The sequence below is a fragment of the Sinorhizobium fredii USDA 257 genome (assembly GCF_000265205.3).
Lineage (GTDB): Bacteria > Pseudomonadota > Alphaproteobacteria > Rhizobiales > Rhizobiaceae > Sinorhizobium > Sinorhizobium fredii_B.
On the sequence record NC_018000.1, the window covers coordinates 5,448,192 to 5,461,536 of the forward strand.

The window sequence follows — 13,345 nt, forward strand, 5'->3', positions numbered from 1 at the left end:
GATAGCAGCTACGATCTCGATATAACCGACGCATGTTCCTGGCTGTTCTGATCCTCGCCGTTCTCGTCCTCGCAGCATTCGGCCACAGCCAATGGCAGGCGCACAGGATCGCGACACGATTCCCGAACAGCGGCGAGTTGGTCGACGTCGGCGGTTTTCGAATGAACTCTGTCCATATCCGGCCGAGTGGGACGGCGGATTTACCTGCGGTCGTCTTCATTCATGGTGCCGGCGGTAATCTTCGCGACCAGTTGCACGCCTTTCTGCCGGCGCTTGACGGCCGTGCCGAAATGCTCTTCGTCGATCGGCCAGGCCATGGCTATTCGGAGCGCGGCGGACCGGCCAATGCTCGGCCGGACGGCCAGGCCGACGCCATTGTCCGTCTGATGGACAAGCGCGGCATCTCCCGCGCGATCATCGTCGGCCACTCCTTCGGCGCCGCGATCGCCGCCAGCCTCGCACTTCACCATCCGGAAAGAACCGAAGGCGTCGTTCTGCTCGCGCCGGCGACGCATCCCTGGCCGGGAGGCGTCGACTGGCATATCACCTTCGCGACGCTACCCTTTGTCGGCTGGTTTTTCGCCAATACCGCGGTCATTCCGCTTGGATTGGGACGCATCGATCGGGTCACGCAGACGATATTCTGGCCCAATCCGCGTCCGACAGACTACATTGCCAATACGGCGCCGCACCTCGTTCTGAGACCTGCCACCTTTCTCAACAATGCCGTCGACGTCGCCAATCTGCATGCTTACGTCACGCAGATGTCGCCGCGCTATGCGGAAATCTCCGCGCCGACCGTCATCATCACCGGCGACCAGGACGGGATCGTTCTCGCCGATATCCATTCCCGCGGGCTTGCGGCATCCATCAAGGGATCGGAACTGCTGTGGATCAGCAATCTGGGCCACAAGCCCGATTACGTGGTGACCGACCTTGTCGTCGCCGCCATCGAGAAGATCTCCGGAAAGCCGCGCGACCTGCAAGAAGTCGCAAGGCGGGCCGAAGCCCGCCTGACGAACAACAGTGCGATAACGGAGATTGCTTATACGCCGGTACGTCCGTCCGAGCCGATATAGGCAATGCGCAGCATATTGGTGGCACCGGGCGTTCCGAGCGGCACGCCGGCGGAAATGATGATGCGATCGCCAGGCTTGCCGAAGCCTTCGGAAACGGCGATGCGGCAGGCCCGATTGACCATGTCGTCGAGGTCGGTCGCATCCTCCGTGACGACACAATGCAGGCCCCAAACGACCGAGAGACGACGTGCGGTCTGAACGATCGGCGAAAGGGCGACGACCGGCACCTGCGGCCGCTCGCGCGCTGCGCGCAAGCCGGTGGCGCCGGACGATGTATAGGTGACGATCGCCGCGAGATTGAGCGTCTCGGCGATCTGGTGGGCGGCAAGGGAAATGGCATCGGCGCCGGTTGCCTCCGGTGGCGTGCGCTGGGCGTAGATGATGCCGGAATAATGCGGGTCGCGTTCGACGTTGCTGGCGATCGAAGCCATAGTTGCGACCGCTTCGACGGGGTATTCGCCGGAGGCGGATTCGGCCGAAAGCATGACCGCATCGGCGCCTTCGAACACGGCGGTTGCGACGTCCGAGACCTCGGCGCGTGTCGGCACCGGCGAGGAGATCATCGATTCGAGCATCTGCGTCGCAACGACGACGGGCTTGCCGGCACGCCGACAGGCGCGCGTCAGCTGCTTCTGCAGGCCGGGGACGGATTCGAGCGGCATTTCCACACCGAGATCGCCGCGCGCCACCATCAGCGCGTCGGAAAGCTCGATGATCTCGTCGATGCGTTCGATCGCCTGCGGCTTTTCGATCTTCGACATCAACCCCACGCGGCCGCGAGCGATCTTGCGGACCTCGGCAATGTCCTCCGGACGCTGGATGAAGGAAAGCGCCACCCAGTCGACCTGGCCGGTGGCGAGCACGGCATCGAGATCGGTCCGGTCCTTGTCGGTCAGTGCGCCGACGCCAAGCAGCGTATCGGGCAGGCTGACGCCCTTGCGGTCCGAAATCCTGGTGCCGGAAACGACCGTGGTGACAATGCTCTTGCCGTCAGTCTTCTCGGCTCGCAGATGCAGCTTGCCATCATCGATCAGCAAGCGGTCGCCGGGCTTCACCGCCTCGAGAATCTCAGGATGCGGAAGATAGACGCGCTTGGTGTCGCCGGGCACGTCCCGGTTGTCGAGCGTGAACGTCTGACCGACCTTGAGGTCGACCTTGCCTTCGGCGAACTTGCCGACGCGCAGCTTCGGCCCCTGCAGGTCGGCAAGGATGCCGATCGGCCGGCCGCAGCGCGCTTCGACATTGCGAATCCGTTCGATGAGCGTGCGCATGACCTCATGGCTTGCATGGCTCATATTGATGCGGAACAGATCGGCCCCCACCTCGTGCAGCTTCTGGATCATCTGCTCCTCGGCCGATGCCGGCCCGAGCGTCGCGAGGATTTTGACTTTTCTGTTCCGTCTCATCAATTCTGGCTTTCCTGCGTGCCGGGCGTATCGGAAAGCTGAACCATCCAGCTCCCCTGCCGCCCCGTGTCATATTCCTTGAATCCCATGCGCTGGAAGCCACGCGCATAGCAGTCCTGCACGCCGACGATCTTGAACTCGTTTTCAGCGACGCACATGTTGATGTCGCCGGTCCAGCGGCCGCCCTTGGCAGCGTCTTCCGCATAGAGATAGTAGTAGCGGGACTCGAGTTCGCCCTCGATCAGCGTAGCACAGGTCGTTGCTGGCACCTGCCACCAACCCTCGGTGATCCAGCCGTCCTTGGCGCGATAGCCGATCGCCACGCCGACCAGCTGCTGCGTCCCGTTGCAAACGCGAAAGTCGGCCCGTGCTTCGCCAGAAAACAGAAGTGCGCCGGAGACTACCAAGGAATACAGGAGGATAGCTCCTAACGTCGTCGACCCCGGCTTCGCTTTGGAAAAAGGATATCTAGACACGGCTTCCTGCGGAACTCCGTTTTTGAATTGCGTGGCACTTTCTTGCGACGGCCAGCCCGGAAAGTCAACGCAACTCTAATCGATTATATTTGCCATTGCTGTGACAGAGGGCCCTGAACTCACGCCTTTTTATTGCGACGCGCAATTTTGCGTGCGATCAGATGCCGGACGTTGGAGAGCGACACGGGATCGGAATGCGGCACTACTCCCCCTTTGAAATCATCAACGGCAAACCGGAAAAGGGCCTCGTCCTTCTTGCCGACCACGCCATGAACCGGATTCCTCCGGAATACGGGCGGCTCGGCCTTGCCGACAGCGCCTTCGAGCGGCACATAGCCTACGACATCGGCATCGAGCCGTTGGTGCGGCAATTGTCGGCGGCACTGGACGCGCCGGCGGTCCTCGGCTGCTTCTCACGCCTGCTGATCGACCCCAACAGAGGCGAGGACGACCCGACGCTGATCATGAAGATCTCGGACGGCGCGATCGTGCCCGGCAACCATCCGATCTCCGACGAGGAATGGCAGAACCGGCTGAATCGCTTCCACCGGCCCTACCACCAGGCCATCTCGCAAACCATCGCCGAGGCCGCGGCCGCCGGCGGAAAGGCGCCGCTGGTGATCTCGCTGCATTCCTTCACGCCCGCCTGGAAGGGTATCCCGCGCCCCTGGCATGCGGCGGTGCTCTGGGACAACGACCCCCGCGCCGTCTTCCCATTGATCGAGAAGATCGAGGCGGCCGGCGACGTCGTCGTCGGCAACAACGAGCCCTATGACGGCGCGCTAAGGGGCGATACCATGTTCCGGCACTGCATGACACCTGGCATCGCCCATGCCTTGATCGAGGTGAGACAGGACCTGATCTCCGATGCGGCAGGCGTCGCCGCCTGGGCCGAGCGGCTGGCGCCGATCCTGGCAGAACTCAACGCCATGCCGGCGCTTCACGCCTATCAGCGCTATCCTTCGCGAACGGGCGCCTAACGCGTGTCGCCCAAAAGTGCGCGGCGGTTTTGGAACTACGAACATGCGTAAAGCAAGACACGCTCTATGACGGCTGAGGAAAGGAGACATATCCCATGACCGAGCTCAGCAAGCAGCAGCGCACCGAGTTCGAGGCCGCCGCCTTCCGCCGGCTGGTCGAGCATCTGCGGACCCGCAGCGACGTCCAGAACATCGACCTGATGAACCTAGCCGGCTTTTGCCGCAACTGCCTGTCGAATTGGTATCGCGAGGCGGCGGAATCCGCAGGCAAGGAGATGAGCAAGGAAGATTCGCGCGAGATCATCTACGGCATGCCCTATGAGGAATGGCGAGAGCGTTTCCAGAGCGACGCATCCGCCGAACAGAAGGACGGCTTCGAGCGCAATCGGCCGAAGTAGGCGACTTGGGCTTCGCCGCCGTGCCGCTCAAACCCGCCGGCCGGCGCCGCTCGGTGCGGACTTGCTGAGATTTGAGCCCCGTGTTGCGCAATCGCCCTTGACCTCGGCGATCGTTCGCGGCAGGTCACAGCACCCAAGAATTCATCCCCAATAGGAGAAGACAATGTCGGATGCTCAAGGCTTCGCGCGCGACCAGCTTCGCGCTTTCATCGAACGGATCGAGCGGCTGGAAGAGGAAAAGAAGACGATCGCCGACGACATCAAGGATGTCTATGGCGAAGCCAAGTCCATGGGCTTCGACACGAAGATCCTCCGCAAGGTCATCTCGATCCGCAAGCAGGACCAGGACGAGCGGATAGAGCAGGAAGCGATCCTCGACACCTATCTGCAGGCGCTGGGCATGGTGCCGGTGGCCGAGGACGCCGCGTGATACGGTCGAAAACGGCTTTCAACAAAAAGCCCGCCGGTCTGGCGGGCTTTTTCGTGTCCGGAGACGAGCTCAGTTGGTACTGAACTTCTTCACTTCCATGAAGTTCACGGCATTGCCGCTGAAGCGAGCCGTGTCGACCGCGGTTCCCGCATTGCTGTTGAAGCCGGCCGCATAGACGGTCGTCGGCGCGGCCCTGAGCGAGCTGCTGACGAAACGCGGTGCCTTGACGGGCTTCGACAGCGTGGCGACGCGACCGGTCGAGAGCGCCCATTCGGAAATGATCTTCTTCGTCAGCTTCGGCTCCGTCCGGACGGAGGAGCGGCTTGCCGCCTCCGCATCCTGCCTCCTCGGACGGGCGCCCTTCGAAGGCAAGTCTGCCTCGGTGTCGAAGGCGCTGTCGAAGATCGCGGCCCGTGAATTGGTGTCGGACTGCGGCGCATAGGCGGCCATCTGGATCACCGGCTCAGGACGCTCGCCGACGGTCGGAGCCGCGAGTGCGACACGCGTCCCCGCCGGCCGGCCCATGTCAATCGTCTCGGCAACGGATGCCGCTGCAGCCGGGCGCTCCGGAACGAGCGGGCCGGTGACCTTGGCTTCGGCGACGGCGGCCAGCGCCGCTTCCCCGGCCGGACGCATTCCCGGCACCGGCACGAAGCCGAGTTCAGACGTCTGGCCGTTGGCAGAGGCCACCAGTGTTTCGCCGCCCATCAGCGGGTTCATGTCACCCCGCTCCAACATTTGCGGAACCGGCACCTTGAGCGAGCCGAGATCCGCAAACTCGGATGGCGTTTCCGCCGTCTGCGGCATGGCGGCCGCCAAGGCCTCCTGGGCACTGTTCTTTTCCGGTGCAACGAGCGCCACGGCTACGCCGGCTTCGGCCGGTGCATTCTTGAAGGCCGGGCGCACGGCGGGTACCGGCGCGTTGATATCCTGCTGTTCGTCCGCCGGCGCACCGGCGACCGAACCTGCGACGCCGGGCAGCGCCTCCTGATCTGCCGCAGCCGACGCGGTCTGAACCTTGGCAGGGGCTTCCTCGTCGCCGCCGGCGCCGGCAGCGATCGCCGTCGGTTCTTCGTCCTCATCCCCACCGCCGCCGAAGAGCGCGGCGAAGAGGTTGCGGCGCTTGCCGCCAACGTCGCCCGGTCCCTTGGCGCCACCGCCGGCGACCTCGATCGCCGACGCGCCGACGCGCCGCTTGTAGTCAGCAACAGCCTGCTGGAAGCCCGGTAGCGGCTTGCCGTCGGCTGGGATGTGCATCGTCTTGCCGTCGGGGAAGAGCCGCGCCAGCTCGTTGCGGGTCATGCGCGGCCAGGCGCGCACGCCACCGACGTCCATGTGCACGAAGGGCGATCCCGAGGTCGGATAATAGCCGACGCCGCCGACCTGGAACTTCATGCCGATCTCGCGCAGCGTCTTGAGCCTCACGTCGGGCAGATAGAAGTCCATCGCCTTGCCGAGCATATGCTGGCTCTTCTTGGCGACGCCCTTCGAACGGGACCGCAGCATGCCGTTGGTGGCGGGCGAGCGATAGGCAGAGACGACGTGGATGTAATCGCGCGATCCGCTCTTCTGGTAGACTTCCCAGATAAGGTCCAGGAGACGCGGGTCCATCTTGGTCGGCTCGTTCCGCCGCCAGTCACGCAGGAGCCGGTTGATCTGCTGCAAGCCTTTGGAGTCGTAGCGACCGTTGCGCTTGAAGGTGATCTGCGCCTTCTCCTTGGTATGGATGAAGTAGAGCTTCAATGTCCGGGTCTGGCCGGCGGCCTCGACCGGCGGCGCCATTCCAGGCGTGACGAGGGACGCCGCCAAAGCGATGGAGGCAAGAACCTGCGGCGCCTTGCGGGCAATCGCCGAACAGACTCTGCGCGTTAGGGAACCGATAGGTTCCTCCAAACCGAACAAATTTGGCATTCAATCCCCGTCCGACGGACAACCGTGCTTTGCTGTCTCAGATGACTGTCAAATAAGGTGACAGCATGGCAATTATGCCACAGTAGTCACCGCCCCTTATAATATAGTGAACAGTTTCCTAACAAGGTCTAAACAGCGGTGACCGAATTGCACGGCAAATGAGGTGTGAATGCGTCGATTTTATGCCGCTTCGCGCAGTGGATTGTCCGGATCGATGCCGTAATCCTTGAGCTTTCGATAGAGCGTGGAGCGTCCAATACCCAGTTTGCGGGCCACCTGGCTCATCTGGCCCCGATAGAACTTCAGCGCAAAACGAATCAGTTCCTCCTCGACCTCGGCAAGTTTGCGCACTTCGCCGCCCTCGTCGACGCTGGCGATGGCATTGTCGAACCGTCCGTCGGGCACCGGTTCCCAGGGCACGGACCTTTCCGGAATGTCGGCGCGCGAGGGGAGAACGATCGCAGCGGCGGCAGCCACCGGGCGGCGGCCTTCCGGCCCCGTCTCGCCCCAGGAGTACCCGCTGCGGTCGGCAACGACGTAACCCGGTATCTGAGTGGCGATTTGCGGAAAGTCCTTGACCGTGAGTTCGCCGCCTTCGGCAAGCACGACAGCGCGGAAGATGGCGTTTTCAAGCTGGCGAATATTCCCGGGCCAGTCATAGGCGGTCAGCAACGCCATCGCCCCGCTCGAAACCGCCACAGGGTGGTTGAGCCTCTGCTCTGCGGTGAAGCGCTCGACGAAGGCGCGCACCAGCACGGGAATGTCCTCCTTGCGCCGGCGCAGGGCGGGAATGGTGATCGGGAAGACGTTGAGGCGGTAGTAGAGGTCTTCGCGGAAGCGCCCTTCGCGCACCTCGTTGATCAGATCCTTGTTGGTGGCCGAGATCAGCCGCACGTTCACCCGCTGCGGCTGGCGTGCACCGACGGTCTCGATCTCGCCCTGCTGGACGGCCCGCAGCAGCTTCACCTGAACCTCGAGCGGCAGATCACCGATCTCGTCGAGGAAGAGCGTGCCGCCGTCGGCGTCGACGAACTTGCCGCTGTGCTTTTCGGTCGCGCCGGTAAAGGCGCCCTTCTCGTGGCCGAAGAGGATGCTCTCGACGAGGTTGTGCGGGATGGCACCGCAGTTGACGGTAATGAAGGGCTTGCTTGCCCGGTCGCTTGCCGCCTGGATCGCCCGTGCCACCATCTCCTTGCCGACCCCGGACTCACCCTCGAGCACGATCGGGATGTTCGATTGCGCGGCCCGCCGCGCCAGATCGAGGACGCGGATCATCGCCGGGCTTGCCGAAACGATATCGTCGAAGCCGACGGCGCCACCGCGCGGCCGGCGAGCGGTTTTGACCCGCCCGTCGCGGCTAGCCATCTTCAGCGCGTTGCCGATGGCGATCGACAGCCGCTCCGGAGAGACCGGCTTGACGAGGAAATCGAAGGCGCCCGCCTGCATCGCCTGCACCACCGTCTCGATGCCGCCCTGTCCTGTCTGGACGATGACGGGCGTGTCGATACCCCGTTCGGCAAGCGCCTCGAGAAAGCCGTGACCGTTCATCTCCGGCATCAAGAGGTCGAGCAGGATGACATTGATCATGCCGCCCCTGCGCTCGAGCATTTCGAGTCCGCTGCGCCCGTTGTCGGCGTGATGCGCGACATGGCCGAGCCGCTCGATCATGTTCGTCAGCAAACGGCGCTGCACCGGATCGTCATCGATGACAAGAATATGGGATGTCACGAAAGCCTCCTGCTCTGGACACGCGGTACTCTTTGGCCAGTCTCATGTGCCAAATCATGCCAGCCATTCGTGCCATAAAGGGCTGAACATCGTGTTTTGAGAAATGCTTGCATTTTAGCCATTGCGGGCGATAGCAATGCGCCCCATATCGCTTGCCTGCCTTCACCGCATAATTCCCGAGATCGCATTCGATCTCGGGACAAAATTATGCAGCGATTCAAACTGCTACAGCGACCTTTGCGCGTCCGATAAGACGCGCGGCGCTGTAGTCAAAACGAGAGAACCGCCGATGAGACTCGCTCAGCCCCTCCTCGCCGCCTTCGGCCCCTCTGCAGTGCGTGCGCAGGCCGGGCAGGCGGCCAGTTCGGCCGCGAATCTCGGCGAGCTGCCCACCTGGCGGCTCGAAGATCTCTATGCCTCAGCCGCCTCCTATGAATTCCGCGCCGACGTTGCTAAGGCGGAAGCCGACGCGCTCGCCTTCGAAAAGGAGTGGAAGGGGAAACTGGCAGAAGCCGCCGCCAAGACGGGAGATCAGGGTATCGGCGCCGCCGTCAAGGCGTTCGAGGCGCTCGAGGACCTGATGGGCCGCATCGCCTCTTTCGCCGGCCTCACCTATTTCTCCGACACGTCCAATCCGGCGAACGGCAAGCTTTACGGCGACGTGCAATCGAAGCTCACCGACATATCGGCGCATCTCTTGTTCTTCTCGCTGGAGCTCAACCGGATCGACGACAAGGTGATCGATACCGCACTCGAAGCGGATAGCCTGGCCGCCTACTACAAGCCCTGGATTCTCGACCTGCGCAAGGACAAGCCCTACCAGCTCGACGACAAGCTGGAGCAGCTCTTCCTCGAAAAATCGATGACCGGGGCGAACGCCTTCAACCGGCTTTTCGACGAAACGATTGCGTCGCTCACGTTCTCGGTCGACGGGGAAGCGCTACCGCTCGAGGTGACGCTGAACCTCTTGCAGGATGCGTCCTCGGAAAACCGGAAGAAGGCCGCCATGGCGCTTGCCGAGACCTTCAAGGCGAACATCCGCACCTTCACGCTCGTCACCAATACGCTGGCTAAGGACAAGGAAATCTCCGACCGCTGGCGCGGCTTCGAGGATATCGCCGACAGCCGCCATCTCGCCAACCGCGTCGAGCGCGAAGTGGTGGACGCGCTCGCCTCGGCGGTCAAGGCTGCCTATCCGCGTCTCTCGCATCGCTATTATGCGCTGAAAGCCAAGTGGCTCGGCATGGAGCAGATGGAGTTCTGGGACCGCAACGCACCGTTGCCGGAGACGCCGAACGCGCTGATCCCCTGGGGCGAGGCGAAGGACACGGTTCTATCCGCCTATCATGGCTTCGCGCCGGAAATGGCGGCGATCGCCCGGCGTTTCTTCGACGACCGCTGGATCGACGCACCGGTCCGCCCGGGCAAGGCGCCCGGCGCCTTCGCCCATCCGACGGTCCCCTCCGTGCACCCATACGTGCTCGTCAACTATATGGGCAAGCCGCGCGACGTGATGACGCTCGCCCATGAACTCGGGCATGGCGTCCATCAGGTGCTCGCCGGCGGGCAGGGCGCGCTGATGGCGTCCACCCCGCTGACGCTCGCCGAAACCGCCTCCGTCTTCGGCGAGATGCTGACTTTCCGCGCCCTCCTCGACCGGACCAAGGACAAGCGCGAGCGCAAGGCCATGCTCGCCCAGAAGGTCGAGGACATGATCAACACGGTGGTGCGCCAGATCGCCTTCTACGATTTCGAGCGCAAGGTCCACACCGCGCGCAAGCAGGGCGAACTGACCGCCGATGATCTCGGCGAAATCTGGCTCTCGGTGCAGGGCGAAAGCCTCGGTCCGGCCATCCGCATTTCGGAAGGCTACGAGACCTACTGGGCCTATATCCCGCACTTCATCCACTCCCCCTTCTATGTCTACGCCTATGCCTTTGGCGATTGCCTGGTGAATTCGCTCTATGCCGTCTATCGCAATGCCGAAAGCGGCTTCCAGGAGAAGTATTTCGACCTCCTGAAGGCCGGCGGAACCAAGCATCATTCCGAACTCCTGGCGCCCTTCGGGCTCGATGCCGCCGATCCGTCGTTCTGGGCACAGGGCCTGTCGATGATTGAAGGACTGATCGACGAACTGGAGGCGCTTGATAGGACGTGAAACGCCCGGCGGGCGGAACGTTGACCGACTGACAGCGACCAGCCTCGATGATTGAACACGCGCCCTTTGTCCTCTTTCGGGACGACAGCGAAAACCGCACGACGGTCTTCGCCAAGCCTTCGCGCGTGATCACGGCGCGCACGCGGGCGGAGTTCCTGCGCGGACTTTCCGAACTCGAGGCTGCCCGCCGCGCCGGGAAATGGCTCGCGGGCTACATGGCCTATGAGGCGGGGCATCTCTTCGAGGCGAAGCTCACTCCCTTTGCCGAAGAGAACCGCGAGACGCCGCTGATGTCCTTCGGTGTCTTCGACGCGCCCGCGGAAGGCCATCCGCTCGCCGAGCCGCGGCGACGTGTCGAAAACGAACCGCTTCTGTGCGAACCCCGGGCCGGTTGGGATTTTTCTGCCTATCGCCAGCGTTTCGAGCGCCTGCACCAGCACCTGCGCCAGGGCGATTGCTACCAGGCGAACCTGACGATGCCGATCCATGCGCGCTGGTCTGGCGACGCGCGCACCGCCTTCTGGTCGCTGATCGAACGCCAGCCGGTCAAATACGGTGCCCTGGTGGCGCTCGACGGACCGATCCTGCTATCGCGATCGCCCGAGCTGTTCTTCCATGTCGATCCGGACGGCTGGATCGAGACCCATCCGATGAAAGGCACCGCACCGCGCGGCGCGACCGCCGAGGAGGACGCGGCGATCATCGCGGAGATGCGCGAAGACGAGAAGACACAGGCTGAAAACCGGATGATCGTCGACCTGTTGCGCAACGACATCTCCCGCATCACCGAGGTCGGCACGCTGCATGTGCCGAAGCTCTTCGAAATCGAGACGTATCCGACGGTGCACCAGATGGTGAGCCATGTGCGCGCCAGGCTGCTGCCCGATATTTCGGTCGCCGATATTTTCGCCGCCCTCTTTCCCTGCGGATCGGTGACCGGCGCGCCGAAAATGCGGGCCATGGAAATTCTCCATGAACTGGAGTCCGGCCCCCGTGACGCCTATTGTGGGGCGATCGGTTTCATCGCACCCGATGGTGTGATGCGTTTCAGTGTGGCGATCCGGACGATTTCCTTGTTTCCCGATGGCCGCGCCATCTTCAATGTCGGCGGCGGCATCGTCTTCGACTCAAAGGCGGCAGCCGAATACGACGAGTGCCTGCTGAAGGCCCGCTTCGCCGTCGGCGACGCCGAGATCGCCCGATGACGGATTTCTCGCTGATCGAGACGCTGCGCTATGAGCCGGAGGCCGGCCTCGTCCGGCTCAGACTACACCTTGCACGTTTGACGCGCTCCGCCCGCCGCCTCGGTTTTGCCGGAGCGGCGGCGGCCGAGGCGCAGCTCAGAGAGGCGGTTCGCGACGCGGAAAGCGCCGTGCGCGTGCGCCTCACGCTCGATCGTCAAGGCGCTCTAGCGGTCACAACCGCGCCGTTCACACCGCTTCCTGCCGATGCACTGTGGCGCGTCCGGATCGCTTCGACACGGCTCGATTCTGCCGATCGGCTGCTTCGGATGAAGACGACGCGGCGCGGCGTCTACGAGACGGCACGCAACGAGTTTTTCGCGGCCGAGGCCGACGAAGTCCTCCTCCTCAACGAGAGGGGCGAGGTCTGCGAGGGCACAATAACCTCGATCTTCCTCGACGATGGCCACGGCGCGCTGAAGACGCCGCCGATCTCCTGCGGCCTCCTCGCCGGCGTTCTGCGGACGGAACTCATTTGCCAGCGGCGCGCGAGGGTCGCGCGACTGTCGCCCGCCGACCTTCACAGAGGTCATCTCTATGTCGGCAATTCCCTAAGAGGTCTGATCCGGGCGGAACTCGTGGTCTGAGCCGGGCAGCGTATAGCGCTTCACCCTGTCGCGGCCCTCGCGCTTCGCCAGATTGAGCGCCTGGGTTGCGCGGGAATAGATGTCACTGACCTTGTCGCCTTCGCGATATTCCGCAAGGCCGACCGAACAGGTGTAGTAGAACTCAGGAATGTTCGACAGCGGCCTGGCGCCGCGTATTTTTTCCAACAGGCGATCGAGAATGAGGTTCGACTCGCTGACCGTCGTGTCCGGCAGGATCAGCATGAATGCCTCGCCACCGATGCGCCCGAAGCAGTCGGAGCGGCGCACGAAGCCCTGCATTTGACCTGCGAAATCGAGCAGGACCTCGTCGGCGCGCTGCGGACCATAGCGGTCGTTGATCGCTTTGAAATAATCGATGTCGACGATCGCCACACAACCCCACATCTGCGGATTCTCGGCGCAGTCCTGGATGAATTCGGCAAGCTTTCCGAGTGTATGGCGGCGGTCGGGGACGTGGGTCAGTTCCTCCACCGGCGAATCCCGCAAGGCGAAATCCCGGTCCTTCCGGTGCTTGCGCTCCTCCTCCCGAATGCCGGTCACGTCGACCGCCATCGACAGCGTCCAGCCCTTTTCATCGACGGTCTCCGTCACGCACAGCGAACGGCCGTCGTGCAGTTCGGTTTCCGACGTGCGGGACGGCACGTTGCCGCGCCGCTCGAGGGCCGCGGCGATCCAGGTATCGATGTCGTCGGTCCCGATTATCACACCCCGGCCCGCCGCATGATTGCGGCGCATGATCTCTTCCCAGGTCGGAGCATCGTTCACGCCGACATGATAGGTGGAACGGAATGCCGCATTGGCAAAGCGCAGCCGATCATGCTGATCGTAGAGCGAGATCAGCACGGGCGATCGGGCTTGCAAACCCATCAGGGCCTTGAGGTAATCACCGGTCACGGTTGGTCTGCTCCAGCTTGAACATCAAATCAATCA

Annotated in this window: 11 protein-coding genes and 1 pseudogene; 7 read left to right on the forward strand and 5 right to left on the reverse strand. The window is 63.2% G+C overall.

The features are described from left to right. Positions 1-32 precede the first annotated feature (32 nt). Entirely contained in the window at positions 33-1,079 is a 1,047-nt protein-coding gene (locus USDA257_RS25625; RefSeq protein ID WP_014765894.1) for an alpha/beta fold hydrolase, read from the forward strand. On the opposite strand, the gene pyk is transcribed toward USDA257_RS25625, so the two are convergent. Both pyk and USDA257_RS25635 read right to left on the reverse strand, forming a co-directional pair. Beyond that, on the reverse strand, positions 1,046-2,485 hold the full coding sequence (gene pyk, locus USDA257_RS25630; RefSeq protein ID WP_014765895.1) for a pyruvate kinase: 1,440 nt from the start codon (positions 2,483-2,485) through the stop codon (positions 1,046-1,048). The two genes, USDA257_RS25625 and pyk, sit on opposite strands and share 34 nt — an antisense overlap. Next, positions 2,485-2,859, reverse strand: a pseudogene (locus USDA257_RS25635) (DUF1036 domain-containing protein); the annotation flags it as partial. The gene pyk and the pseudogene USDA257_RS25635, both read right to left, overlap by 1 nt. 296 nt (positions 2,860-3,155) lie before the next feature. Between USDA257_RS25635 and USDA257_RS25640 the strand changes: the two are divergent. The 3 genes from USDA257_RS25640 (at position 3,156) to USDA257_RS25650 (ending at position 4,769) form a co-directional block, all read left to right on the forward strand. Then, positions 3,156-3,941, forward strand: a complete 786-nt coding sequence (locus USDA257_RS25640) for an N-formylglutamate amidohydrolase (protein WP_014765897.1) — start codon at positions 3,156-3,158, stop codon at positions 3,939-3,941. Positions 3,942-4,036: 95 nt separating this feature from the next. Further along, positions 4,037-4,339: a DUF1244 domain-containing protein gene (locus USDA257_RS25645; RefSeq protein WP_014765898.1), complete on the forward strand. Its 303-nt coding sequence runs from the start codon at positions 4,037-4,039 to the stop codon at positions 4,337-4,339. Between the two features lie 163 nt (positions 4,340-4,502). Beyond that, positions 4,503-4,769, forward strand: coding sequence for a DUF2312 domain-containing protein (locus USDA257_RS25650; RefSeq protein ID WP_014765899.1), 267 nt, complete (start codon positions 4,503-4,505; stop codon positions 4,767-4,769). A 69-nt stretch (positions 4,770-4,838) separates the two neighbouring features. On the opposite strand, the gene USDA257_RS25655 is transcribed toward USDA257_RS25650, so the two are convergent. Beyond that, positions 4,839-6,680 (reverse strand): DUF882 domain-containing protein, encoded by a 1,842-nt coding sequence (locus USDA257_RS25655; RefSeq protein ID WP_014765900.1) that lies wholly within the window; start codon positions 6,678-6,680, stop codon positions 4,839-4,841. Positions 6,681-6,860: 180 nt separating this feature from the next. Next, positions 6,861-8,408: a sigma-54-dependent transcriptional regulator gene (locus USDA257_RS25660; protein WP_014765901.1), complete on the reverse strand. Its 1,548-nt coding sequence runs from the start codon at positions 8,406-8,408 to the stop codon at positions 6,861-6,863. Between the two features lie 289 nt (positions 8,409-8,697). Between USDA257_RS25660 and USDA257_RS25665 the strand changes: the two genes are divergently transcribed. The 3 genes from USDA257_RS25665 to USDA257_RS25675 are packed head-to-tail and all read left to right on the forward strand — an operon-like array spanning position 8,698 to position 12,394. Beyond that, positions 8,698-10,566 carry a M3 family oligoendopeptidase gene (locus USDA257_RS25665; RefSeq protein ID WP_041414665.1) on the forward strand — a complete coding sequence of 623 codons (1,869 nt, stop codon included), beginning with the start codon at positions 8,698-8,700 and terminating at the stop codon, positions 10,564-10,566. 47 nt (positions 10,567-10,613) lie between these two features. Further along, the gene (locus tag USDA257_RS25670; protein WP_014765903.1) at positions 10,614-11,771 is read left to right on the forward strand and encodes an aminodeoxychorismate synthase component I; all 1,158 of its coding nucleotides are present in this window, start codon (positions 10,614-10,616) and stop codon (positions 11,769-11,771) included. Continuing rightward, the gene (locus tag USDA257_RS25675) at positions 11,768-12,394 is read left to right on the forward strand and encodes an aminotransferase class IV family protein (protein ID WP_014765904.1); all 627 of its coding nucleotides are present in this window, start codon (positions 11,768-11,770) and stop codon (positions 12,392-12,394) included. The genes USDA257_RS25670 and USDA257_RS25675 overlap by 4 nt, the downstream gene beginning before the upstream one ends. Here the strand turns inward: USDA257_RS25675 and USDA257_RS25680 are convergent. Beyond that, complete coding sequence (locus USDA257_RS25680; protein WP_014765905.1) at positions 12,359-13,309, reverse strand: GGDEF domain-containing protein; 951 nt, start codon at positions 13,307-13,309, stop codon at positions 12,359-12,361. The two genes, USDA257_RS25675 and USDA257_RS25680, sit on opposite strands and share 36 nt — an antisense overlap. Positions 13,310-13,345 lie beyond the last annotated feature (36 nt).